This is a genomic window from Acinetobacter sp. ANC 4862 (genome assembly GCF_004336635.1).
Lineage (GTDB): Bacteria > Pseudomonadota > Gammaproteobacteria > Pseudomonadales > Moraxellaceae > Acinetobacter.
The window spans coordinates 1-22,575 of record NZ_SJXH01000010.1 but is presented as its reverse complement, the minus strand read 5'-3'; the positions used below and the strand labels follow the sequence as shown (position 1 = coordinate 22,575).

Sequence of the window (22,575 nt, the reverse complement as noted above, 5' to 3'; positions counted from 1 at the left end):
TTTTTATGGGTAAAAATATGACTGGATTAGTAAAACATTATCAAAACTCAATGAATGGAATCCCGCAATTAACCAACAATTGGGGTTCGATGATCAATTTGCTTGATGCGGTATTGGTGCATGGCTTTAACCATGTGCCTGTTTTGGGCTTATCCAAAGCCAATGCAGAATCTATCACAGCAACAATTAATCTTGGTAGTGGTCACGGTTTTATTGATCGACAAGTGGTGCGCATTGCAGGCTCTACAAATGGATGGAATGGTGACCATAAAGTCCTAAGTGCTGACACTAGCTCAATTACGATTGAGTGCACAGCTGAGCATCCAATAGTTATTTCTGGTACGGCATCGTGTTTTACAGCACCCGCAGATTTTGAAATTGTGCATCAAACACCGAGCGAATCTACTGAGCCAAAACGCGCATATCGCTCAACCGACCCTGAATCACTTGGGTTAATCTTACTTGTGCATGATTTTTGTAGCATTGGTGCAGCAACTGCTGGGGCTAAATTTGCAAAAGTCGGTCTCGTTGAAAACATGACCGACATTAATACGATTGTTGGAAATCAACTACCTGAAGATGCCAATAACTGGGGTTGGGATGGCACATATCATGGCTGTGCGAAGTGGTATTACGCAAATCCGCAGTATGGTAATGCCTATGACCAGCGTAATGATACACAGGCGCCAGCTGCAGGTGGTCGTACTTTTGATCTAGTAGTAGATGGTAAATCCATGCTTCTCAGTGTTCAAAACCAATGGTACAATGCACTTTATGGTTTATTTGAATTTTATGATGCAGAAATACGCGGTGCAAATGCCATATTAGCTGCAACAGGTCTTAACTTTAACCCGACGCAAGCTCAAAACCGATATGCAGCAGCGCGCGGCGGGTTAATGACAGGATTTAACAACTCAACAGGCCCAGGTGACGCTGCAAGCCAAGCACAAGCTGGGTTGCTGTGGTATAACAATTCAGCATTGCGGCAAGATCAAAAAATATCACGCCCTATCGCTTTAGGATTTATGACCAATAACACTGCGATTGATGCTACATCATCAAGTAATTTTTTACTACAAATGCCAATCTTAGATAGCAGCATGGTTTTCCGTGGCTCAATTCCGTTTGCACGAATGCAGATGGGGGGCGGTAGAAACGGAACGTATTTCACGGACGATGGAAAAATCAAATGTCTTTCGTTGTATAACGGAAACTTTGGTTCACAAAACTATGCGTTTGCTATGGAGTCTTTATGAGCACAATGAAGATTACACATGCAGGCTACTCAACGCCTAAAGTTAAGCTAATTTCGGGGCGTACATTAGAACTGGGTGTAGCAAAATCAAAAATGGTGCGTATATATAGTCGCAATAGCGGCGCACTGCTTAAGCAAATTAAAAGCAATGAGGATGGTGTTTATAAAGCATACCTGCCATACGATGCTGCATATTTAATTGTTGGTGTGGATGAAAACAAAATCTTTAATGCGACAGCTCAAGATAATGTAGGTGCGAAATGAGTCAATCGTCAATTAAATCAAAGCTTGCCATGATTCAAGCCTTTGCAGAATTTATGGATAACGGTAGCCAAAGTGCTACCGTTATTTTTTATGAAGGTGTGCAGCCAGTCAGCCCTACTGTTGCAGCAGATTCAAACAGTGCTCTAGTGACACTCACATTTCCGGAGCCTTGTATTAAAGAAACCACGTCCACTTATGTAGAATTTCACCCAACCGATACTGCAACCGTGATTAAGTCGGGCACTGCAACATGGGCACGGATCTACAACGGCGCTGGTGAAATAGCTGCCGATCTGATAGTAGGCACAGATATTACGCTTGCCAATACCAATCTAGCCCTTGGTGGTACGCTGTCTATCACTTCAATAAAACTCAGACCTTAAATTAAAAGGGTGCTCATGTGGATTTTAAAAATAAGCTCGGCACCGTTGATGCGCACAACCTAAACTTAAACTTTAAACCCGATAATACCGACAGCCATAACATTATTCTCAATTTTGAGCACTTAGCCGATGGCTCGACCAATCTCAATTTTGGGGATGATGTATCTGCTGTAATCGACACAGTATTAGATGCTGAGTTTAGTTTTGAAATCACTGCAATTTATGCTGACAGTGGTGTAAATACTGCAGTTATAGACACGGTACTCGACACTGAATTCAGCTTTGATGTAGTTGCGGTCTTTAAAGAAAATACTGATGTCATTGGCCAAATCGATACTGTTTTAGATACGAGCTTTAGTTTTGAGGTCGAAGCAGTATTTAGTGAAAACTTATGCATCATTGATACGGTTTTGGATACTGAATTTCAATTTGAAGTTAAAGCATTATTCGATATTAATCATCTGGTCGGTGTGTCTTTAGGTTTAGGGCTGCAGTACCAGAGAGCCATCACAGCGTTGAGCTCAATAGAAATACCGTGGGCCAAGCCAATATTAAGAGTCTCAAATGAGGCTCTTTTTTATGACCAAGGCTTGGTGATTTCTAATCAAGCAGATATCCGGTATGAGCAAGCAGGATCATTAACTCGGGCGGTCAGATCCTTGCATAAGCAGGCAACCGGTTTAAGTTCTAATGCATGCATCATCTGGGAGGAAGGCGATAAGCGCTTTATTCATCAGCGATATCTGCACGATGAAACAATCAAGTTGCGTCATAATCGGGAAACGGTCTGGCAGGAAATGATCCGCAAGCGTAAGAGCTTTATCTATTCGCATGACGTAGCCCAAGTCTTTGAGCACCGCTTTTCATTTGAGTGGGATAAAAGCCTTGAGATTGTCACCAAGTCAGATTTGCCTTGGGATCAGGCCAAAGCGATTCATTACCGCAAGCATCCGGTTCAGCCTTGGCCAAAGCCTGAGCTACCAAAATATGAAGGTAATGGTGATTTAAATTTTATCTGCTTATGTCATGACGTTGATTCACATAATGTCATTTTAAATTTTGGTGCAGATGACTGTATTCCAGCACTGCCAAAAAGGAACTGGTGGTATATCGTGAATACACTAATAGCCGAGCGACTGGATACCGGCGAGAAGATCAAAGTTATGGATGGCACCTACAGCACCAGCCGGTCACAGTGGTGCTGGACCTATTCAATTACCGTGGCGCATACGGAAAAAGAAAAGCTGCAACCAATCAATGGTCAGCCGGTGATTCTTAAGATCATGATCAATGGGTTTGAGCACCATATTCTGCTCGAAGATCCAGAGGAGACCCGACGCTTTGCCAGTGTGCTTTACACTTACCCGGGGCGAAGTGTTACTGCCTTGAACTCAGATAAGTATGGGCCAACACGCTCATTCATTCAGGATAACGAACGTACCTCTGTTCAATTGGTTCAGGCTGAAATTGATCGAGCGAATAGCGGTACCAGTTTGGATTGGAAGCTGATTGATGAATTGGGCTGGATTATACCGGTTGAAAGTCTGAGTTATGCAGAACTGGCACCCATCGATGCAATCAAGCAGGTGGTTGATGCAGGCGGTGGCTTTATCTATAGCCAGAAAGCAGGCAACACACTGACTATTTTACCCTGGTACCAGAAAGGCTACTGGGATACGATGCCCCTTGATGATTACGATATTCTATTGTCTGAAAGCTTGGTGATGCAGCAGAACATCAAACAGAATGATGAATACACTGCCGACTTTAATGCCATCACTGTAGTGAATAGCCGCAGTGGTGAGAGCCTGAAAGTACAGCAACGTGGTACTTCGGGTGATGTTCCGCTGGAAACGGTCACAGGACCATTATTCAATGTAGTGTCTGGTGCCAGTTACGGCAAAAATGAGTTGGTGAAAGCCAATATTCAGGAGTTGCATACTTTCTCAGATATTCCAGTGAGTTCGGAAATTGGCGAGATGCTGCCCGGAAAAACGATTGCCTTTAATGGCCAGTGGTGGGGTGTGATTGATGGCGTAAGCGGTAGTTTTTCACATGAAAAAGTAACTGAAACAATTGCAGTGGAGCGTATCAGCCGTGACTAATCCTCTTTTTGAATTGCGGAAACTTTTAAATCCGACCCATGCTGAATACATCGGCACCATTACATCAGTGAAGCATCCAGAATACCGGGTGCAGATTGACGGTGGATACGGACCGGTGCTGTGCACATCAGGGACCCAATATAATTTAGGCGCTCGAGTCTTTATTGCAAATCAAGTTATCTTGCGACCTGCTCCAAGTGGGTCACATTCACAAGTAGAAGTTTAAAACCATTCAACACAATGCACCTCCGGGTGCTTTTTTATTACCAAAATTTAGGGGGCGCAAGTGAATGAACCAAGTGCATCACTTTGGAAAAAATTAAATGAAGTGACGGATAAGCTACAGAAAGTATCTGAACAGCTCATTGAATCAAATGCCATCAACAAGGGGTATCACCAAGCACTTGATCAGCAGCGTGTAAAAATCGATTCACTTGAACAGCAAAACCATCAAGCCCAAGGCGCTATCGGTTTACTGAAGTGGGGGGCAATGCTATTGCTTGGTATCGCTGTTTCAGGTGGCACATGGACAATTAATACAATCAATCAACTTAAACAAGATACGGCAATTATTCAAAGCCATAGAGAGGATCGTAAATGAAGTTTATAAATGAAAATGCATGGAAATATCTTTCCGTAAAGCTCCCGATCTTGGGGGCTTTTTTAATGCTTGTATTAATTCCTGCATTACAGTGGGCGGTAGATTTTAAGGTTATTCCGGTTGAATACCATGCATATGTGACTGGCGGCTTAATGGTTGTATTATCATATATTGGTAAAAAGCTATACCAACCATCATTGCATCAGATTCAAAGCTTTGCTGCGGTCCCAAGTACGGATGATAATTTGAAAAACTTGTTTAGTAATTTTAGAAAAATTTTAGGTGGTTCTCTTACTCAAGCACAAGTAAGTAAAATTAATGATTTGCTTGCGGGGTTTAAAGGTGAAAAGTCAGTCAGTCAAAACGGAATCAATTTACTTTCAAGTTTTGAAGGGTGTGAACTTGCAGCATATTTATGCCCAGCGAAAGTATGGACCATTGGCTTTGGCACTACAGTTTACCCAAGTGGTGTGAAAGTCAAAAAAGGGGATACTTGCACACCAGACCAGGCTAAACAATTTAAAGCACATGATCTAAAGCGTTTTGAGAAAACAGTCAATGATTTGGTCAAAGTACCACTTACCCAAAACCAGTTTGATGCGCTTGTATCGCTCACATACAACATTGGCACAGGTGCTTTTGAGAAATCCACACTGCTTAAAAAATTGAATGTTAGCGATTATCAAGGTGCCGCAGATCAATTCACCGTATGGAATAAGGGTGGTGGTAAAGTTTTGCAAGGCTTGGTAAGTCGCAGAGCTAAAGAGCGAGAGTTGTTTTTGAAGTAGTGATAAAAAAGCCCTCAAGTGAGGGCTATTATCATATTTATTCATTTTCCCATTGGGTAACTAATCGTTCAAACTCACAATAAATTTTTTGATTATTTCGTTGTTTTCGCAACTCATATATATAGGGCTTCAAAGCATTCCAGTCATTAACAACTGATGTTTTTCTCATTCTTTTATATATACCGCCATCCAAAGCTTCTTCAAATATTCCGCAAGCTAGAAACTCATAGTGATTTAGGTATGCAAAAACAATATCATTTTGAGACTTATTTGCTTTAATATCACAAGCAAGATTCGTTAGATTTACATTCCCCGAATCACGCATTTCAATAAATTTCTTTTTACAGTCTAAATAAGACACATCCACTCTTTCGTGCAAGGCGAGATCAATTGTGGCGCGCTGGCGTGCCTTTTTTTCATTCTGTGTATTTTGAATTTTTAGTGCTTTAACTTGTAGGGCATTAAAAATTAACGCACAAGCAGCGATCAATAAGCTGATTGTTTGTAGAAAATTTGGAAGTGTCATGCCTAGGATCATTACAGGCTCGTTCAATTTTTTACCCCAATAAAAAACAACCCTCACATGAGGGTTGTTTTGTCTAACTTATGGTTAATTAAATCTTAAAGGTCGCAACCCTCGAAGCACTCGACAGTTGCAAATACCACTTTAGCATCTTTCATAATAAACTCCTTTGGGTGTGTGAAATAGATATATTATAATTAAAATTGATTTGCTAGGTATGAGAAATCCTACTAAACTTCTTTAAACCTTTAGCATGTGCCAATATTATTCTAAAGTGAATAATTGAACAAGGGTTTTGGTATTTCTTTTTGTTATAATTAATATACTTAATAGTCAGTACAGCTTAAATCCCCTCTAAGGAAGTACATTAACTCTTCACCACACTCAAAACCAAAAAACAATCAAGGCCACCAACTTTAACTTAGTCGGAATTCTGATAGAAAAACTTTAACTTGCAGGAATGCGCAAGTTTGCATATTTCGCAAGTTGATGGATCAACACTTAAATTTCACTTCCTAATTTTTTCTCAATAAAACACTTCACTACAGCTTCAATAGCTGTATCCGCGGTTTGCTCAGCTTCCTTGCTATCTGCACGTGGACCAATATAGAAAGCAGTCCATCTTGAATATGAGCGCACCAAACTAATTTTTTCTTTCTCAATCAGTTTTCCACATAGGTCCCAATTTAGTTCCGGCACATTTTTTACTTTCATAGCTCTGGCAAGAATAGTGGGTAGTTGATTGTAAGTGAGCTCGGATACTTTCATTTTTATTCCTTATTGCCATATAAGGCTATAATGTACATAGCAGATTTTTCAAAGTGTACAAATGTGTGTACATAAAAATTAGGTAAATTATTTTAATTAAATTAATACTAATTAAAATAATTACTTATGATTAAATCAATCCATATCAAAAATGATGGTCGGTTTTTCTGAGTAATTCGACATATAAAGGTAATCTATGTTTAAAACAACAACAGCACCACAAGATGCTTTGATTTTACAGCTTGTACCCATTGTGACACAGGCGTGTGAAATTTTGCGAGTAGAATATCAGGCATATTGTGCGGGTGGAGCTTTTGATGTCGAGAGAAAAAGTGACAATTCTCCTGTGACCCAAGCAGATCACCGAGTCAATGAATTTATCACCCTATCTTTACAGCAGAATTTTCCACAGATCCCTTTATTGTCAGAAGAAGGTGACAATACCGAACGGAAACAATGGCAAAACTTCTGGTTGCTTGATCCTTTGGATGGAACCAAAGAATTTCTGCATAAGCGACCTGAATTTACGATTAACTTAAGTTTGGTGGAAGGTGCACAGACCACTTTTGCGATATTAGCCATTCCGGCTGAGCAGATGCTCTATATTTGCCCGAAGCAAGGTTTACCGTTGAAATTTGAGCTTCAAACCGGGCAATGGTGGGAGTATCTGGAAGATAAACCATCAACTGCAATTCAAATTGGCTTAAGCCAAACTAGCCAGAATAAGCCCAAATATGCTGAATACTTGGACATATTAAAACAACAAGTTGAAATTGTTGAATTTAAGGCAGGGAGTGCTTATAAATTTTGTATGATCCTTGAGGGGAAAGTCGATATTTATCCACGTTTCCATCCGACCAGCGAGTGGGATACCAGCGCAGGTCAATGTCTGATCGAGCGTATTGGTGGTGGGCTGGTGGATTTAAAGGGCAGACCCTTTTTATATAATCAACGGAATAGTTTATTGAACGGTGGCTTTATTGCATTTAAGAATATTGAAATGAAAAAATTAGCATTCCATGCTCTAGGACTTATGGCGAACATCCCTTGAGCAGATGTTTTAACATGCTATAGTGTGCCGAACCATGTTTAATTTTTGGCTGCATCATGGCATTAGACCTACTCCCTGCAAGTATGCTCAAGGCAATTGATTTATTGCCCGATGCAAAAACACCTGTGACTTTGTTTACCCGTCATTCTATTCGTGAAGTGGTGGCTGGGCAGGGTTTGGCTGGCTATGATTTACAGTTAACCTCACAAGGTCGTGACTTGGCACAGGCATGGGGCACATATTTAATTGAAAATACAGACCGGAGTATCCAGCACTGTATTTCAAGTCCAATTCAACGCTGTGTCGATACGGCAGCTTTAATGATTCAAGGTGCTGATTCGAGTACGCTTGCACAAAATACCCATCATATTGAAATCGTCGAGCAAGGCTTGTTGGTTGAACCGGGAAGTTTTGTGCTGGATATCAAGCAGGCAGGTCCATATTTTAGCAAACAAGGGGCTTTGGGTTTTATCAATAGTTTTGTCAATAATGCCTTGCCGGGAATGAAACATCCGATTACCGGCGTGGTAGACGTATTAGAGCTTATTTATAACACCCATCCCCAAGATCATTTTGGTTTAAGTTTGGCAGTGAGCCATGATACGATTTTAGCTGCAATCATTGCCGTGATTTCTGGGCGTAACACCATCAGTCAGGAAGACTGGCCACAAATGATGGAAGGCTTGTTTGTCTGGTTTGAAGGGGATGAGTTTTTAGAATCGAAACTCAAATGGATTTGGCGCGGTAAAGTCAGGGAGCTTTCGATTCGAGAGTTTCAGAAGTTAGAAAAATAAAAGAGTTACTTCTAAAAAAGAAAAACTTAAATCACCTTAAGAAAATCTACCCAGATGGTGTTCTATTAAAAAATGATAAATCCATCTTATCTTCCGCAATTTTAAATATTTGATCCGTATTAACAATTACTAAATTAAAATGGGTGTAGGGGTAACATTTTTCCATAATTTCAGCCATAAACTTAGAAATTCATATAAATAAGCGTTTTTACTGGCTGATATTTTATGATAAAAATGAACCTATACTAAGGGAATACAAGTATTTAGAATATTATTTTGCATGAATATTCAAAAGTTAAAAGAGTTGAAATACGCAAAATATGATTTAAGAAAGCAGTTGAATTAAAGTGTGATATATTTATCAAAATATATTGAATTGTGTGATTCTTGGCAATATAATCAAAACAAGAAGATATGATTTTAGGCCGCTGAAAATGGACGTAATTTTATGGGATGGTGAAAATACCTTCCCTGCAAAAATTGAAATTTTTAAACAGTTCTTAAAAAAATATTTAACCTCACTTAACTATGTAGATCTTTTGAGTAGTACACCTTTTCATTACGATCCTGAAAATGATGAATTCTTAAATCCAGATATTCAAGCCTATTATTATTTGTGGTCTATTTCTTAGAGCCAAAACGATTTTAACAAATAAAAAAAGCCCTCAAATGTTATTACTAGTTGAGGGCTAATTTATATCTATTTAATATTTTTAAACCTGATTACCACTCTGTTATTGCTATCGAGTAACTTTAATTCCATCTTGGAAGCCTCATAGCTTACAACTTGGCTTAATGCTTGAGAGAACTTTTGCGGTAAATTGGTCGCATTTGAACATGCGTTATTTTCTACTGCTCTTAGATTTGCAAATTTAATCTGGGTTCCCATAACGGCATAACCTCCCATGAATTGGTTACATCCATCAGTGCCGCTTACTTCATTACTATCAAATGTCATGGTGGGAACAGCAGACTGGGTCGGGTCAGCTTTATAAATAACTTGATTAATTTCGGTTAATACCCAATTTTTATTTTGCAATTGATCTAAATTTCGATCAGTGGAGGGATTGGGCATAGATGTACTACAACCAACCAAAGTTAAGGAAGTTGCTATACTTGTAGCGAGAATAATTTTTCTTAACATCGCTTTTCTCCAATTAATTTAATACTTAAAGATAATTGTGAGGCAGTTAAAACAAATTACAGTTTATAAAGTTTTCTTAGAATTCATTTGATTGTTAACTAATCATCTACAAGAGTGGATCGGAAAACAAACATGTATTGTTTTAGGTAAACAAGGACATGTTAAAGGATACAAGGAGCAATAAACTTAAATAGAACAACTATGGTTAGAATTATTGATTAATCATATATTTGTTATATTAAGGGTATAAACAGCATTCAATCCCTAGGCTTTCAATTCATTACAATTTAATCTTAATCAGCTAAAGTATTTGAAGTACAAAAATTTATATATTTTACTTATAAATGATAGAGTTTCAGACGTAAAAAAAGCCCGTTAAGGGCTTTTTTCAATGCAACAACTTAGTTAGCCAAAGCTTTAACTTGTGCATTCAAACGGCTCTTATGACGAGCAGCTTTGTTTTTATGGATGATGCCTTTATCAGCCATACGATCGATTACAGGTACAGTTGCTTTGTAAGCTTCTGTAGCAACTGCATAATCACCAGCAGCGATAGCAGCTACTGTACGTTTGATATAAGTACGAACCATTGAACGTAAGCTAGCGTTGTGTTTACGTGCTTTAACGTTTTGACGGGCACGTTTTTTAGCTTGAGCAGAGTTTGCCACTCGTGCACTCCTTGAATTAGATTGGTCTGGGCGGGCTGAAATTGCAACTGAAAACCTTCATCAGAAGAATTATCACCAGCCCGTAAACAAGTGCCATATTGTGATTAAACTATGACGTTAAGTCAAGTCTTGACTTGCTTTGACAACATTTTAGATGCATAAAAATTCTAAAGAAACCGTTAGATTAGTAATAACCTATAGAGATTGCTTAAAAAATGACTAAATCAATTAAAAGTGCAATTGTGATTGGAGCAACAGGTTTAGTAGGTCGTGAGCTACTGAAACAACTCAATCGTATAGAAAGTTGCGAAAAAATTACCGCGGTGGTTCGTCGTGAAGATTCAGCCCTCAAAAGTTTGGAAAAAGTACAACAATTCCTTCTCGATGATTTTCTGTTACTCAATGATGAAGATGTGAATGGATATAGCCATGCATTTAGCTGTTTAGGGACAACGCTGAAAAAAGCCGGATCCAAACAAAAATTTCATGATGTTGATTATGAAATAAATGCACATTTTGCTGATTTATTTGAATCGACCAATACCCATTACTTGCTGATCAGCGCACTGGGTGCAAATAGCAACTCAAATTTTTTCTATAATAGAGTGAAAGGCGAACTGGAAAAGCATATCCAGATTTTAAACCTTGAGCGTGTGTCGATTCTACGTCCTTCATTATTGTTAGGTGAGCGTCCAGAACAACGCAGTCTGGAAGATCTGACTCAAAAGCTGTATCAAAAATTCTCGCATTTAGTTCCTGATACATTCAAATATAAGCCAGTGACAGCAGAGCAAGTGGCTCATACTATGGTCGAGGCAGCGCAAACTCAAACTGAAAAGTTTGAAATTTATGATAATTTACGCATACAAAATTCCAAATGAGGGAGATAAAAAGTGTCTAATGCAGCATTCGTAACTTGCGATTTACTTGATGACAATCCAGAGAAAGAGATTCAAGTGGTGACACCATCCATGGATGGTAAATTCTTTAAAAGCTATGGTGCGCGTAAAATTTTTGGCGGTCAGGTGGTGACGGTTAAATGCTTTGAAGATAATTCGCGGGTCAAAGAACTGCTTGCGACGGATGGTACCGGTAAAGTGCTGGTGGTAGATGGCGGTGCATCTATGCGCTGTGCCTTGATGGGCGATATGATTGCAGAGTCAGCCGTTAAGAATCACTGGAATGGAGTGGTGATTTATGGCTGTGTACGTGATGTAGATGCGATTGCTGAATTGGATCTGGGGGTACATGCCTTGGCTGCAATTCCACAAAAAAGTAATCGAAAAGGCATTGGCGAAGTGGATTTAACTTTGTATTTTGGTGGGGTAAGCATCAATTCTGGTGATTATATCTATGCTGATAACAATGGAATTGTGATTGCAAAAGAAAAATTAGTCGACTTATAACGACAATTGCAGAAGGATAAAAATGGTGAATCATCAAATTAAAGTTGTACAGGCTTTAGCTTCAGCATTGACTGAAGGTGGACGCGGAGTTAGTGGTACCGCATTTCCGAAACAGCCGGAAAAATCACTCAAACTTTATGAGTTTGAAGGTTCGCCATTTTGCCGTCGTGTACGTGAAGTCATGACCTTGTTAAATTTGGATTATGAGGTTTATCCGTGTCCAAAAGGTGGGCAAAAATACCGACAAATTGTCAAAGAAAAAGGTGGGAAAAAACAGTTTCCATTTTTTATTGATGAAAACTCGGGTGCCCAGATGTATGAATCTCAAGACATCATTCACTATTTATTTAAACATTATGGCAAAACTGGAAAAACACCGAAAAAATTTACGCAATATCCCAAAATTCCTGTAGCTGCCTTGGCTGGAACCATCATTAATGGCGCACGTGGAGTTTGGGTGAATAAAAAAATTATTGATCGCGAGGCGCCAGCCCAACTTTTAGAATTGTGGGGTTTTGAAGCGAGTCCATTTACCCGTGTGGTACGTGGTGTATTAACTGAGCTGGAACTCCCTTTTAAATTTCATAACGTACCCAAGGAACGCTGGCAAGATATGGGGCCAGCTATGCTGCGTTTAAAACCCGGAAAATATCAACCCTTAACCGGCGGAAAACGTGAGAAGATTGTTGAGATTATGGGGCGTGATATTCAGGTTCCTTATTTGGTCGACCCGAATACTGGCGTGAAAATGTTTGAGTCAGCTGAGATTGTGAAATATTTAAAAAAACAATATAGCTGAATGATCACAACAGCAACAAAGAAACAGCTTTATAAGCTGTTTTTTTCTATTCAAAAGTAAGTATTTAAAACTTTAATTTAGAGACGAGTGCAAACTGAATTTCAGATAAATAATTTAATTTGTTGAGCGGATATTAATCATGGATTGAATCGTCAGTGTTTTTATTTTATGGTGTTAAATTGAAAGGATAACGCTCAAAATACCAAACTAGAATTTTAATTATTAGTATAAAAGTCATCAAATTACTTGGTTTTAGGGATATTTTTTTAATTGTTTTCCCGTTAGATTGGGTCAATAAAAGAAAGGGGTAGTGTGTGTCCGGATTAGAAACGATTTTACCTGTACCTGTTTTAATTGTTGAAGATGAAGATCTCATTCAAGAACGATTAAGACATATATTGAACGGAATGGGCTATGACAATGATGTGCTCATTTTTGCCAAGAATCTAAAAGAAGCCTTCCTGCAAATAGAACAACAACCTATTTCCTTGGCATTGGTCGATCTCGGACTTCCTGATGGAAATGGGGTGGAACTGATAGAAAAGCTGCGTGCCCAAGATAGCAGTGCTTTAATTCTGGTGATTTCCGCATGGAGTACGCAAGCAAGTCTATTTTCAGCCATCAAAGCCGGTGCGACCGGCTATGTTCTAAAAGAACGCGATGATGCGGAAGTGCGGCTGGCGATTCGCAGTATTTTGCGTGGTGGAGCACCGATTGATCCTTTTATTGCACAGGAAATTTTAAAGCAGATTTCAGCTTCAGTGATTACAGGCTCAAATGATGATAAATCCTTAGAGTCGGAAGTGGCACTTTTGACCAATCGTGAAACAGAAATTTTAGACTTGGTTGCCCAAGGGATGAGTAACAAAGAAATAGCGGAACAGTTATTTGTCTCTAAATATACGGTGGAAAGTCACATTAAGCATATTTACCGAAAATTGGCGGTGACGAAAAGAACCAAAGCAGTCAGTGCAGCACGATCCTTAGGGATTTTATGAATCATTCCATCCTGTATTTCTTTTGCATATTTTTGCTGAGTTTATTCAGTCGAATCAGTTATGCAGAAATAACAGAAAGGATTAATGAACAATGTTCAGTGCATATTAATTCTGTCTATGCTGTTAAAACGCCGTCACAGACAGTTTTACCCAAGCAGGGCTGGCAGTTGGTGCAATTGCCAGATAAATGGACCAATCACTGGAAAAATTATAATGGGGGTGCCTGGTATAAGATTGAATGGAACTGGTCATGTCAAAATAATGCGAAGTTAGTAGAGCCAATTGCTTTTTCAATTGATTATATTAATTCTGCAGGGGCAGTTTTTTTAAATGGTGATTTGCTGTGGCGGGATCGGCATTTACAGGAACCTTTGTCTAAAAGCTGGAATATGCCACGTTATTGGATCTTACCGATATCGGGATTAAAATTTGATGAAAATGAAATTTTGATTTATGTGAATGGTTTTGCTTTTCAATCTCCAGGGCTTGGTACGATTTCCTTTAATAATGTGCAAAGCAATGATGAGATCCATCAAAGCAAAATTTGGAACCGCAGAACATTATTTCAAATCAATATCATTTTATCGATCACTTTTGGGGTGATCTGTTTTGTTATCTGGTTATTAAGACCTAAAGAAACCACTTTTGGATGGTTTGCCTTGAGTTCCTTGCTATGGGTGCTATTTATTTCCAATCTACTGACTACAGAAACATTTCCATACCCAACAAGCTTAATGGCAACCCAAGCAAATCTGACTTTCTTTGTCTTATATATTATTAGTTTTTGTATTTATTTACTCAGATTTATCCGAACGCATTTAGCTAAAATTGAAGCTTCGATGTATTTTGCTACTGGACTTGCCATTACTGGTATTTTTTTCACCCCACAGCAATTTATTTATTTTGTCTTTCCACTGATATTTTTAATATATGTAGGCATATTTTTTATCACCTATATTTATATCAGCTATCGTGCCATTCAATCTAGACGATCAGATTATATTTTTTTAGCCATTTGTTTAACCGGAATTGTCAGCTTTGCTATCTTTGATACGCTATTGTTATTATCGAAATCATCTTCTGATGTACAACCATTATCACCCTATACCTCACCAATTATTAGCTTCTTTGTGGTGATCATATTGGGTGCGAGATTGACACGCAACATAAAAAAAATAGAAACATTTAATACCGAATTAAAAGTCAAAGTTAAACAGGCGGAAGAAAATTTAAGTTCAAGTTTGAATGAAAAACATCAATTGGAACTTGAGAATGTGAAGTTGCAAGAAAGAATACATCTATCTCATGATTTACATGATGGCTTAGGCGCGTCATTGGTTCGCTCCATGATTTTAGTGGATCAAAGTGCACATAATATTCCAAATCAGCAATTTTTATCGATGCTCAAATTACTTAGAGATGATTTAAGGCAAATTATTGATAATGGTTCATCTGCTGATAATAAAATTCCAGTCAGTCCAGTCATGTGGGTTGCACCGGTTAGACACCGTTTTAGTCAGCTGATGGATGAGTTAGATATTCATTCTAAATGGGCTTTTCCGAGGGAGTGGCAGGCGATACCCACAGCGCTCCAGTGTTTGACCTTGATTCGTGTGCTGGAAGAAAGTTTAACCAATGTGATTAAACACAGTCAGGCAAAAAATGTGAAAGTGTCGATGACTTATCTTGTAGAAAATCAATTAATTTTGACCATACAGGATGATGGCGTGGGTTTTGATACGGATTGTGTAGCACAACAGGGATTAAGTATTGGGATGCGCAGTATGAAAATGCGCTTAGAACGTATAGGTGCGGAACTTATTTTATCTTCTGGAGAGGGATGTACGATAATTCAAGCCATTGTTCAGCTTAAATGATTTTATTTATGCAGCTGAAATAATCTTTTAACAAAGAAGTTGTCACTGGGAGATAAGGCTAATCCTAGCCTTTAAAATATGGGCGTTCATTGCTCTATCTAAAAAAGATAATTATTAAAAATAAATTTTGATAACAAGATAAGGGGGAGGTGTAATGAATGATAATTTAAAATTACATAATATTCAGCAACTCGAGGATTTAAAAACTTTAAATATAAAAGATTTGAATCAACTTTTTAAAACAGGAACCTGTCCAAAAATTGAATCTTTAAAGGGCAGTGCAAAAGGTAGGGTGATTAAACCCGTCTGGTTTCAGCGTTTAAATCTTTGGCGAGGTAAAGTATTTAATCTTTCCTCTACAGGAGAATTAACAGGACTGAATCGATTAGGGATTGGTAAAATTGAAACCCAAAGATATCAATTTAATGCCCATATCGGAAAATCACTATTTAGTGATCAAGATGTTCTGATTATCAATCATGATTTATCTGCTAATCCAAATTGGGTTAGGCATTATCATGATGAAATGGTGCAAATAGATACGCATATTTATTTAGCAACTTCATATTATCGGGTTGGAAAAAAACTAAAATTTGTAAGTTATTTTGCTTTTGATTTTTCTAAAAAATAAGCTTTAATGCTTCTAGAATATAAAAAAGGGGAAATCTAATTTCCCCTTTTTGCTTGATTTATTCTTGCTCTGTAGCAGGTAATAACATCAGAATCGATTCATTTAACAAGTTTACGATGTCTTCCAGCATATCCGGATCATAAAGATTTTCATCGAGTAATACTGAACTGCCATCAGCCAATTGTTTTAAAATCGGTGCAAACGCATCTGAAATACAAATGCCTTCACCATTGGCCCAGAACAGCAACTCATCTTCGTCTTCAGTATAAAGTAGACGTGATGCCGGCTCAAGAATAAGGGAATAACCTTGATCCAATACTTCTTCCAAATCACCTGTACCAATGGCTTCTGCCTCTGGAATGTTTTCAGGATATTTCGGTTCCGACATCAGGCTCATGAGCGCATCTTCAAGCACGGTTGGATTTTGCAATTGAGCTAAAAGTTCTGCTTTTAAATACTCAATTTCAGCCTGACTGATTTGACCGATCGGGCTGATTTTGTCGCGAATAATGTCAGTCAGTGGGTTTTTAAGCAACTGATCAGCCGCAAATTTGTCACTGACGCGATCCATCATTTCCGCCACATTTGGCATACGGAAACCAAATGAGTAGGTCAGACAGTCATCTTCTGCTACGCCGTAATGAGACAGACCTGGTGGTACATAGAGCAAATCGCCTGGTGCTAAAACTTCATCAAAATTGACCTCCATCTCTGGCAGTAATTTTAACGGTTGACCTGCAACAAATTCGCTTTCAGGATTGCACATTTGACCTAACTGCCAGCGACGGTGTCCATGTCCCTGTACTAAAAACACATCGTAAAAATCGAAATGTTTACCGACTGAGCCGCCTTTTGGGGCATATGACACCATGATGTCATCACGACGCCACTGCGGAATAAAAGGGAATTTTTTCCAAAGTTCAGCAAGGTCAAAAGAGTAATGATCCACAGCTTGTACGAGTAAAGTCCAAAGCTTTGGCATCTTCTGGAAATCAGCTTTGGTTAAAGGCGATGATTTCACAGACCATTGGTTTGGATCTTTATCTTTTTGTTTGATTAAACGGGCACTAACATTTTCATCCAGTGCCAGTTCCATCACATCGTTAGGTTCTAAAAGATTTGCAATTTCAGGAAGCGCATTACGTACAAGTAACGGTTTTTTTTGCCAATATTCAGCAAGAAATTGTTCAGCGGTAATTCCGCCTAATACATCTAATGGTTGAGACATACATACAGCCTAAAATTAAGGAACTAAAATATTCAATTGACGCAGGATGTGGCACAGCTGAATCATCGGCATACCCATCAAGGTAGTTTGGTCTTGCCCAATCATTTGATCAAACAGGCTAATACCCAAACTTTCACATTTGAAACTTCCGGCGCACATTAAAGGTTGTTCTACTTCAATATAACGCTCAATTTCAGCAAGACTGAGTTTGCGAAATTTGACTTTGTAGTGTTCAACTAGCGTTTGTTCAAAGCCAGTTGACTGCTGTTGAACACTTAATGCGGTACTGAAATAGACAATTTTATCGGAATTGGCTTGCAGTTGTTTCACTGCTTTTTCAACCGTTAGCGGTTTGCCAATAAAAATATCCGGTGCACCTTCACGCCAAGCGACCTGATCTGATCCAATCACAATGGCTTCTGGATATTGTTCTGAAATGGCTCTGGCCTTTTCAAATGCCAGTCGTTTGGCCAAATGATCCGCATGATTTTCACCACGCGGAGATTCATCAATATCAGGCACGATACTTTGATAATTGATGCGCAGGCGGTTCATCAGGTCTTTACGGGTTTGGCTGCTTGAAGCCAAAATAATTTGGGGAGTACTCATCACACTGCATATTCCATAAGCACATCAAGCGGAACATAGGAGAGCACAGCTTGATGGCAAGCTTGAATTTTAATGGGAGGGGCGATACCGGCCTGGTATGCTTCAACCCAACGGGTCACACAAATACACCAAAAATCACCGGGCTCTAAACCCGGGAAATCGACTTCTGGTAATGGTGTGATCAAGTCATTACCTACTTTTTGCGAAAAATTAAGAAACTCAGCGGTCATTTGTGCACACATTGTATGCTGACCTAGATCTGTTGTCGCAGTATGACAAAAGCCGTTACGAAAATATCCGGTAATAGGAGCATAGCAACAGCTAGCCATAGGTTCGCCTAAAACATTTAAACGATTGATATTTGGATCTGGGTGAATAGACATAAGCTCTAAATCATGGAGTGGCTTTTGACTATCATAATCAAAACTTTGCCTTTCGACAGCTTTTATGCAAAAGAAGCTAACCTTTTTCTACATAATCATTTAAAATCGGGCGGTTTTTATATCTATAAAGAGAGCTATACATGAATTTTCAGCGTATGACTGACCTCGATTTAACAGGTAAACGCGTTCTTATTCGTGAAGATTTAAACGTACCTGTAAAAAATGGTGAAATCACAAGCGATGCACGTTTACGCGCGGCGCTTCCTACAATTAAAGCAGCGGTAGAAAAAGGCGCTGCGGTAATGGTTTGTTCTCACCTAGGTCGTCCCGTTGAAGGTGAACCTAAACCAGAACAGTCTTTAGCTCCTGTTGCTGCTTATTTGACTCAAGCTTTGGGTCAAGACGTTAAATTATTGACGGACTACTTAGATGCTGTTGAAGTTGCCGCAGGTCAGGTGGTATTGCTTGAAAACGTGCGTTTCAACCCGGGTGAAAAGAAAAACAATCCTGAACTTGCACAAAAATATGCAGCACTTTGCGATGTGTTCGTGATGGATGCATTTGGTACTGCGCACCGTGCAGAAGCATCAACTGAAGGCGTAGCGCGTTTTGCCGCTGTTGCAGCAGCAGGGCCGTTACTTGCAGCTGAACTGGATGCTTTAGGTCGTGCACTTAAAACTCCTGAAAAACCAATGGTTGCGATTGTTGCAGGTTCTAAAGTTTCAACTAAACTGGACGTGTTAACTTCACTTTCTGATATTTGTGATCAAATCATCGTAGGTGGTGGTATTGCCAATACATTCCTGGCTGCTGCTGGCTACAATGTGGGTAAATCATTGTGTGAAAATGATTTGATCGACACAGCCAAAACTATTGCTGCAAAAGTATCAGTTCCCCTTCCAACAGACGTTGTGGTTGCAGATGCAGCTGAAATCGACTTTGCAGATTTCTTGGGTTCATTGGCTAAAGCAAAAGCAGTGGTTAAAAATGTTGCTGATGTCAGTGACAACGACATGATTTTAGACGTTGGTCCAGAAACTGCAAAAGCATTCGCTGAAATTATCAAAACTTCAAAAACCATTCTTTGGAATGGTCCAGTGGGTGTATTTGAAGTGGATCAGTTCGGTGAAGGCACGAAAGCATTGTCTTTAGCAATCGCTGAATCTGAAGGCTTCTCGATTGCAGGTGGTGGTGATACTTTAGCTGCAATCGACAAATATGAAGTGGCTGACAAAATTGGTTATATCTCTACCGGTGGTGGTGCTTTCCTTGAATTTGTAGAAGGCAAAACCCTTCCTGCAGTTGCGGTACTACTTGAACGTGCTTAATCTTTAGATCTGAAGTTCTAAATCAGATAAAGCCATAAAGTAAAAATGACAAAAGGTTGACTACAGTCAGCCTTTTGTCATTTCGGGATACATATTTTAGTCATCAAAATGAAATATATCTGCAATAAAATTACGTTCATTAAATCTCCTGTCCTAGGAAAATCTGATGAACTTGAAATTAACACTTGCAGCACTCCTTATTGCACCTTTAGCTTTAACTGCTTGTGCCAAGAAAGATGAAGCTCCAAAAAATGACGCAGCTGCAACAGCAGCCGTAGAAGAAAAAGTTACGCCAGAGCAACAAGCGGCAATCGACTCACTTGATAAACCTGTTCTGGATGAAAAAAATACAGATGTACCTGCGGAAATAGCCAATGCGAATGCAGATGAAGCAACTCCTGCAGCTTCTGAAGCGACTGCACCTTAAGTTTGTCATGTTTTATTTAAAAGTCCCTGCATAAGCAGGGATTTTTTTTGAAATAGTGTTTTTTATTACTGAATTGAAAGCAATCAGCATGTAGAATATGGGGCATCAACTGGGAGGACATTATGGCACTTATCTCATTGCGCCAGCTCTTGGATCACGCCGGTGAACACAACTACGGCGTACCAGCGTTTAACGTAAACAATTTAGAACAAATGCGCGCAATTATGTTAGCCGCAGACGAAACGAATTCACCTGTTATTGTTCAGGCATCTGCGGGTGCTCGTAAATATGCAGGCGCTCCGTTCTTACGTCATTTAATTTTGGCAGCAATTGAAGAGTGGCCACATATTCCAGTGGTTATGCATCAAGATCATGGTACTGACCCTGATGTATGCCAACGCTCGATCCAATTGGGCTTTTCATCGGTAATGATGGACGGTTCATTGGGTGCGGACGGTAAAACGCCTACTAGTTACGAATACAATGTAGATGTAACGCGTCGTACAGTTCAAATGGCACACGCTTGTGGTGTTTCAGTTGAAGGTGAAATTGGTTGCCTGGGTAGCCTTGAAACCGGTATGGCGGGTGAAGAAGATGGTGTAGGCGCGGAAGGCGTTCTTGACCATTCTCAGCTTTTAACTTCAGTTGAAGAAGCGACTCAATTCGTTGCAGATACCAATGTAGATGCTTTGGCAATTGCAGTGGGTACTTCACACGGTGCGTACAAATTCACACGTCCACCTACAGGTGATATTTTAGCGATTGATCGCATTAAAGAAATTCATGCAGCATTGCCAAATACCCATCTTGTAATGCACGGTTCAAGCTCTGTGCCACAAGAATGGTTGGCTGTGATCAATGAATTCGGCGGTGACATCAAAGAAACTTATGGTGTACCGGTTGAGCAACTGGTTGAAGCAATCAAACACGGTGTTCGTAAAATCAATATCGACACTGACTTACGTTTGGCTTCTACTGGTGCGATGCGTCGTATGATGGCGGAAAAACCAAGCGAATTCGATCCACGTAAATTCTTCTCTGCGACTGTCGATGCAATGAAACAAATCTGTGTAGATCGTTACACAGGATTTGGTACTGCGGGTCATGCAGACAAGATTCGTCCAATTTCTTTAGAGAAAATGGTGAATCGTTATAAATAATCACTAAAGATTATCTATAATCAAAAGCCCACATCTATTGTGGGCTTTTTTATATCTAACCCTAAACCCTTATATATAAGGAAAATAAGGAAAAAGATGGAACTTATATTTGCTGCGGCCTGCTGTAGTGTCGTCATCTCAATTCTTTTAAAGCTCGCTAAAGGCAAAGGTTTTGATGCACTCCAAATGATTGTGTGGAACTACGCATCTGCCAGTCTGTTGTGTTTTTTATGGTTTAAGCCAGATCTGCAGCATATTTCCATGCTCAATACGCCGTGGTGGCTAATTCTTGCCTTAGGCGTTTTGCTGCCGAGTATTTTTTTATGTTTAGCCCAATCATTGCAATATGCGGGCATTATTAAAACTGAAATTGCCCAGCGTTTATCCGTTGTATTGTCTTTGTTAGCCGCATTTTTTATTTTTCAGGAACAGTTTAATAGCCTAAAAATCATCGGGATTGCGCTAGGTATTTCAGCTGTACTGAGTATTCTATTTTCGCATCAAAAAGCCGAAACAGGGCAGCCATCTTCAAAACAGGCGATGTTATATCTGGCATTGGTCTGGTCTGGATACGCCTTAATTGATGTGTTGCTCAAATACACCACAGGATTAGGCGTACAGTTTGCAGTAGCCCTAAACTTAATGTTTATTTGTGCCTTTGTATTGTCATTGGCTTATATTGCAATGACCACAAAAACTGTTGGTAGCAAAAAGAACATTCTGGCTGGACTAGGTTTGGGTGTACTGAATTTTGCCAATATTACACTGTATGTCAAAGCGCATATTTTATTGAAAGACACACCTGCAATTGTGTTTGCAGGCATGAATATTCTTGTGGTGCTATTTGGTGCATTAAGTGGCTTAATTATCTTTAAAGAAAAATTAAAACCCGCTACCGCTGTAGGTTTGGTTTTAGGTTTGGTTAGTGTGATTTGCCTAGCTTATGCGATATCTGTTTGAATAGGGTTTTTGCAAAAGTTTTCGGATGCTTCACGATGTCTATGGTGTCGGCTGTACCTAATAGTAAACCAGCCTGCTTGCAGTCTGGACAGGTTGGATAAAAAGAAATCGCATTGGTGGAATATTGATACATATAAATTTTATTGCAGTGTGTGCATTCAAATTTCATCGGCATTTTAGTTGTAGCAGGAATCATGATGTGAACCACCTTTTATTTTTGCGCAAATATACCTCAATATTGTTGCAAGAATAAGACCTGAAATGACATGAAAGGGGGTTGAAACCCCACTGCTGTCCCACAATTTTTCATAAAAGGAGGCTCAATTGAGCTTCCTTTTGTTTTATCGGTATTTTATCGGGCATGAATAAAGCTTTTAAGGTTTTTCTCTCAAACAGATTTACTTGGATCATTCTTAGTAACCGTT

At 39.2% G+C, this 22,575-nt stretch carries 27 protein-coding genes; 20 read left to right on the top strand and 7 right to left on the bottom strand.

The window, feature by feature from the left end; translation table 11 throughout:
* Nucleotides 1–17: 17 nt before the first annotated feature.
* The 7 genes from E0409_RS06395 (at nt 18) to E0409_RS06365 (ending at nt 5,396) form a co-directional block, all read left to right on the top strand.
* The gene (locus E0409_RS06395; RefSeq protein WP_131288942.1) at nt 18–1,256 is read left to right on the top strand and encodes a hypothetical protein; all 1,239 of its coding nucleotides are present in this window, start codon (nt 18–20) and stop codon (nt 1,254–1,256) included.
* A complete protein-coding gene (locus E0409_RS06390; RefSeq protein ID WP_131288940.1) occupies nt 1,253–1,519 on the top strand; it encodes a hypothetical protein in 267 nt (88 codons plus the stop codon). The genes E0409_RS06395 and E0409_RS06390 overlap by 4 nt, the downstream gene beginning before the upstream one ends.
* Nucleotides 1,516–1,902 carry a hypothetical protein gene (locus tag E0409_RS06385; RefSeq protein ID WP_131288938.1) on the top strand — a complete coding sequence of 129 codons (387 nt, stop codon included), beginning with the start codon at nt 1,516–1,518 and terminating at the stop codon, nt 1,900–1,902. Before E0409_RS06390 ends, E0409_RS06385 begins: the two co-directional genes overlap by 4 nt.
* A 17-nt stretch (nt 1,903–1,919) precedes the next feature.
* Nucleotides 1,920–4,007, top strand: coding sequence for a hypothetical protein (locus E0409_RS06380; RefSeq protein ID WP_131288936.1), 2,088 nt, complete (start codon nt 1,920–1,922; stop codon nt 4,005–4,007).
* Complete coding sequence (locus E0409_RS16695) at nt 4,000–4,233, top strand: hypothetical protein (protein ID WP_131288934.1); 234 nt, start codon at nt 4,000–4,002, stop codon at nt 4,231–4,233. The genes E0409_RS06380 and E0409_RS16695 overlap by 8 nt, the downstream gene beginning before the upstream one ends.
* Before the next feature lie 60 nt (nt 4,234–4,293).
* Nucleotides 4,294–4,608 carry a hypothetical protein gene (locus tag E0409_RS06370; protein WP_131288932.1) on the top strand — a complete coding sequence of 105 codons (315 nt, stop codon included), beginning with the start codon at nt 4,294–4,296 and terminating at the stop codon, nt 4,606–4,608.
* A gap of 245 nt (nt 4,609–4,853) precedes the next feature.
* Nucleotides 4,854–5,396: a lysozyme gene (locus tag E0409_RS06365; RefSeq protein ID WP_252151780.1), complete on the top strand. Its 543-nt coding sequence runs from the start codon at nt 4,854–4,856 to the stop codon at nt 5,394–5,396.
* Between the two features lie 37 nt (nt 5,397–5,433).
* On the opposite strand, the gene E0409_RS06360 is transcribed toward E0409_RS06365, so the two are convergent.
* Both E0409_RS06360 and E0409_RS06355 read right to left on the bottom strand, forming a co-directional pair.
* A complete protein-coding gene (locus tag E0409_RS06360; protein ID WP_165541304.1) occupies nt 5,434–5,922 on the bottom strand; it encodes a DUF4760 domain-containing protein in 489 nt (162 codons plus the stop codon).
* Between the two features lie 498 nt (nt 5,923–6,420).
* Nucleotides 6,421–6,687 (bottom strand): phage protein NinX family protein, encoded by a 267-nt coding sequence (locus tag E0409_RS06355; RefSeq protein WP_252151778.1) that lies wholly within the window; start codon nt 6,685–6,687, stop codon nt 6,421–6,423.
* A gap of 196 nt (nt 6,688–6,883) precedes the next feature.
* On the opposite strand from E0409_RS06355, the gene E0409_RS06350 reads away from it, so the two are divergent.
* From E0409_RS06350 to E0409_RS06340, 3 genes are all read left to right on the top strand, one after another.
* Nucleotides 6,884–7,738, top strand: coding sequence for a 3'(2'),5'-bisphosphate nucleotidase CysQ family protein (locus E0409_RS06350; protein WP_131288926.1), 855 nt, complete (start codon nt 6,884–6,886; stop codon nt 7,736–7,738).
* A gap of 56 nt (nt 7,739–7,794) precedes the next feature.
* Nucleotides 7,795–8,532, top strand: coding sequence for a histidine phosphatase family protein (locus tag E0409_RS06345; protein ID WP_131288924.1), 738 nt, complete (start codon nt 7,795–7,797; stop codon nt 8,530–8,532).
* Nucleotides 8,533–8,966: 434 nt separating this feature from the next.
* On the top strand, nt 8,967–9,164 hold the full coding sequence (locus tag E0409_RS06340; RefSeq protein WP_131288922.1) for a hypothetical protein: 198 nt from the start codon (nt 8,967–8,969) through the stop codon (nt 9,162–9,164).
* A gap of 68 nt (nt 9,165–9,232) precedes the next feature.
* Here E0409_RS06340 and E0409_RS06335 read toward each other — a convergent pair whose 3' ends face one another.
* Together E0409_RS06335 and rpsT are read right to left on the bottom strand one after the other, a co-directional pair.
* Nucleotides 9,233–9,676, bottom strand: a complete 444-nt coding sequence (locus E0409_RS06335) for an META domain-containing protein (protein WP_131288920.1) — start codon at nt 9,674–9,676, stop codon at nt 9,233–9,235.
* A gap of 401 nt (nt 9,677–10,077) precedes the next feature.
* Nucleotides 10,078–10,344 carry a 30S ribosomal protein S20 gene (rpsT, locus tag E0409_RS06330; protein WP_067724582.1) on the bottom strand — a complete coding sequence of 89 codons (267 nt, stop codon included), beginning with the start codon at nt 10,342–10,344 and terminating at the stop codon, nt 10,078–10,080.
* A 215-nt stretch (nt 10,345–10,559) separates the two neighbouring features.
* Here rpsT and E0409_RS06325 point away from each other — a divergent pair, with 215 nt between their 5' ends.
* The 6 genes from E0409_RS06325 (at nt 10,560) to E0409_RS06300 (ending at nt 16,055) form a co-directional block, all read left to right on the top strand.
* Nucleotides 10,560–11,225, top strand: coding sequence for a Rossmann-fold NAD(P)-binding domain-containing protein (locus E0409_RS06325; protein ID WP_131288918.1), 666 nt, complete (start codon nt 10,560–10,562; stop codon nt 11,223–11,225).
* A gap of 12 nt (nt 11,226–11,237) precedes the next feature.
* Entirely contained in the window at nt 11,238–11,750 is a 513-nt protein-coding gene (gene rraA, locus E0409_RS06320; protein WP_131288916.1) for a ribonuclease E activity regulator RraA, read from the top strand.
* A 22-nt stretch (nt 11,751–11,772) separates the two neighbouring features.
* Entirely contained in the window at nt 11,773–12,549 is a 777-nt protein-coding gene (locus tag E0409_RS06315) for a glutathione S-transferase N-terminal domain-containing protein (protein ID WP_131288914.1), read from the top strand.
* A gap of 314 nt (nt 12,550–12,863) precedes the next feature.
* Nucleotides 12,864–13,547, top strand: a complete 684-nt coding sequence (locus tag E0409_RS06310; protein ID WP_131288912.1) for a LuxR C-terminal-related transcriptional regulator — start codon at nt 12,864–12,866, stop codon at nt 13,545–13,547.
* Nucleotides 13,544–15,424, top strand: coding sequence for a sensor histidine kinase (locus tag E0409_RS06305; RefSeq protein WP_131288910.1), 1,881 nt, complete (start codon nt 13,544–13,546; stop codon nt 15,422–15,424). The genes E0409_RS06310 and E0409_RS06305 overlap by 4 nt, the downstream gene beginning before the upstream one ends.
* 154 nt (nt 15,425–15,578) lie before the next feature.
* A complete protein-coding gene (locus tag E0409_RS06300; protein WP_131288908.1) occupies nt 15,579–16,055 on the top strand; it encodes a hypothetical protein in 477 nt (158 codons plus the stop codon).
* A gap of 58 nt (nt 16,056–16,113) precedes the next feature.
* On the opposite strand, the gene E0409_RS06295 is transcribed toward E0409_RS06300, so the two are convergent.
* From E0409_RS06295 to E0409_RS06285, 3 genes are read right to left on the bottom strand one after another with little or no spacing between them, the layout of a single operon-like run.
* Entirely contained in the window at nt 16,114–17,283 is a 1,170-nt protein-coding gene (locus E0409_RS06295; protein WP_131288906.1) for a ribosomal protein uL16 3-hydroxylase, read from the bottom strand.
* A gap of 15 nt (nt 17,284–17,298) precedes the next feature.
* Nucleotides 17,299–17,892, bottom strand: coding sequence for a Maf family protein (locus E0409_RS06290; protein ID WP_131289079.1), 594 nt, complete (start codon nt 17,890–17,892; stop codon nt 17,299–17,301).
* On the bottom strand, nt 17,892–18,275 hold the full coding sequence (locus tag E0409_RS06285; RefSeq protein WP_067724598.1) for a DUF2237 family protein: 384 nt from the start codon (nt 18,273–18,275) through the stop codon (nt 17,892–17,894). The genes E0409_RS06290 and E0409_RS06285 overlap by 1 nt, the downstream gene beginning before the upstream one ends.
* A 140-nt stretch (nt 18,276–18,415) precedes the next feature.
* On the opposite strand from E0409_RS06285, the gene E0409_RS06280 reads away from it, so the two are divergent.
* The 4 genes from E0409_RS06280 to E0409_RS06265 all read left to right on the top strand — a co-directional run bounded on the left by E0409_RS06280 (nt 18,416) and on the right by E0409_RS06265 (nt 22,150).
* Complete coding sequence (locus E0409_RS06280) at nt 18,416–19,603, top strand: phosphoglycerate kinase (protein ID WP_131288904.1); 1,188 nt, start codon at nt 18,416–18,418, stop codon at nt 19,601–19,603.
* Between the two features lie 166 nt (nt 19,604–19,769).
* On the top strand, nt 19,770–20,030 hold the full coding sequence (locus E0409_RS06275) for a hypothetical protein (RefSeq protein ID WP_131288902.1): 261 nt from the start codon (nt 19,770–19,772) through the stop codon (nt 20,028–20,030).
* A gap of 122 nt (nt 20,031–20,152) precedes the next feature.
* Nucleotides 20,153–21,190, top strand: a complete 1,038-nt coding sequence (fba, locus tag E0409_RS06270; RefSeq protein ID WP_131288900.1) for a class II fructose-bisphosphate aldolase — start codon at nt 20,153–20,155, stop codon at nt 21,188–21,190.
* Nucleotides 21,191–21,286: 96 nt separating this feature from the next.
* Nucleotides 21,287–22,150 (top strand): EamA family transporter, encoded by an 864-nt coding sequence (locus E0409_RS06265; RefSeq protein WP_131288898.1) that lies wholly within the window; start codon nt 21,287–21,289, stop codon nt 22,148–22,150.
* Nucleotides 22,151–22,575: the final 425 nt, after the last annotated feature.

Excerpts from the sequence above, each read along its gene's own strand:
- E0409_RS06315 (WP_131288914.1), top strand. The coding sequence starts at position 11,773 with ATGGTGAATCATCAAATTAAAGTTGTACAGGCTTTAGCTTCAGCATTG.
- E0409_RS06300 (WP_131288908.1), top strand. The coding sequence starts at position 15,579 with ATGAATGATAATTTAAAATTACATAATATTCAGCAACTCGAGGATTTA.
- E0409_RS06265 (WP_131288898.1), top strand. The coding sequence starts at position 21,287 with ATGGAACTTATATTTGCTGCGGCCTGCTGTAGTGTCGTCATCTCAATT.
- E0409_RS06305 (WP_131288910.1), top strand. The coding sequence starts at position 13,544 with ATGAATCATTCCATCCTGTATTTCTTTTGCATATTTTTGCTGAGTTTA.
- E0409_RS06280 (WP_131288904.1), top strand. The coding sequence starts at position 18,416 with ATGAATTTTCAGCGTATGACTGACCTCGATTTAACAGGTAAACGCGTT.
- E0409_RS06360 (WP_165541304.1), bottom strand. The coding sequence starts at position 5,922 with ATGACACTTCCAAATTTTCTACAAACAATCAGCTTATTGATCGCTGCT.
- E0409_RS06325 (WP_131288918.1), top strand. The coding sequence starts at position 10,560 with ATGACTAAATCAATTAAAAGTGCAATTGTGATTGGAGCAACAGGTTTA.
- E0409_RS06290 (WP_131289079.1), bottom strand. The coding sequence starts at position 17,892 with ATGAGTACTCCCCAAATTATTTTGGCTTCAAGCAGCCAAACCCGTAAA.
- E0409_RS06395 (WP_131288942.1), top strand. The coding sequence starts at position 18 with ATGACTGGATTAGTAAAACATTATCAAAACTCAATGAATGGAATCCCG.
- E0409_RS06275 (WP_131288902.1), top strand. The coding sequence starts at position 19,770 with ATGAACTTGAAATTAACACTTGCAGCACTCCTTATTGCACCTTTAGCT.
- E0409_RS06350 (WP_131288926.1), top strand. The coding sequence starts at position 6,884 with ATGTTTAAAACAACAACAGCACCACAAGATGCTTTGATTTTACAGCTT.
- E0409_RS06385 (WP_131288938.1), top strand. The coding sequence starts at position 1,516 with ATGAGTCAATCGTCAATTAAATCAAAGCTTGCCATGATTCAAGCCTTT.
- E0409_RS06335 (WP_131288920.1), bottom strand. The coding sequence starts at position 9,676 with ATGTTAAGAAAAATTATTCTCGCTACAAGTATAGCAACTTCCTTAACT.
- E0409_RS06340 (WP_131288922.1), top strand. The coding sequence starts at position 8,967 with ATGGACGTAATTTTATGGGATGGTGAAAATACCTTCCCTGCAAAAATT.
- fba (WP_131288900.1), top strand. The coding sequence starts at position 20,153 with ATGGCACTTATCTCATTGCGCCAGCTCTTGGATCACGCCGGTGAACAC.
- E0409_RS06355 (WP_252151778.1), bottom strand. The coding sequence starts at position 6,687 with ATGAAAGTATCCGAGCTCACTTACAATCAACTACCCACTATTCTTGCC.
- E0409_RS06285 (WP_067724598.1), bottom strand. The coding sequence starts at position 18,275 with ATGTCTATTCACCCAGATCCAAATATCAATCGTTTAAATGTTTTAGGC.
- E0409_RS06390 (WP_131288940.1), top strand. The coding sequence starts at position 1,253 with ATGAGCACAATGAAGATTACACATGCAGGCTACTCAACGCCTAAAGTT.
- E0409_RS06345 (WP_131288924.1), top strand. The coding sequence starts at position 7,795 with ATGGCATTAGACCTACTCCCTGCAAGTATGCTCAAGGCAATTGATTTA.
- E0409_RS06295 (WP_131288906.1), bottom strand. The coding sequence starts at position 17,283 with ATGTCTCAACCATTAGATGTATTAGGCGGAATTACCGCTGAACAATTT.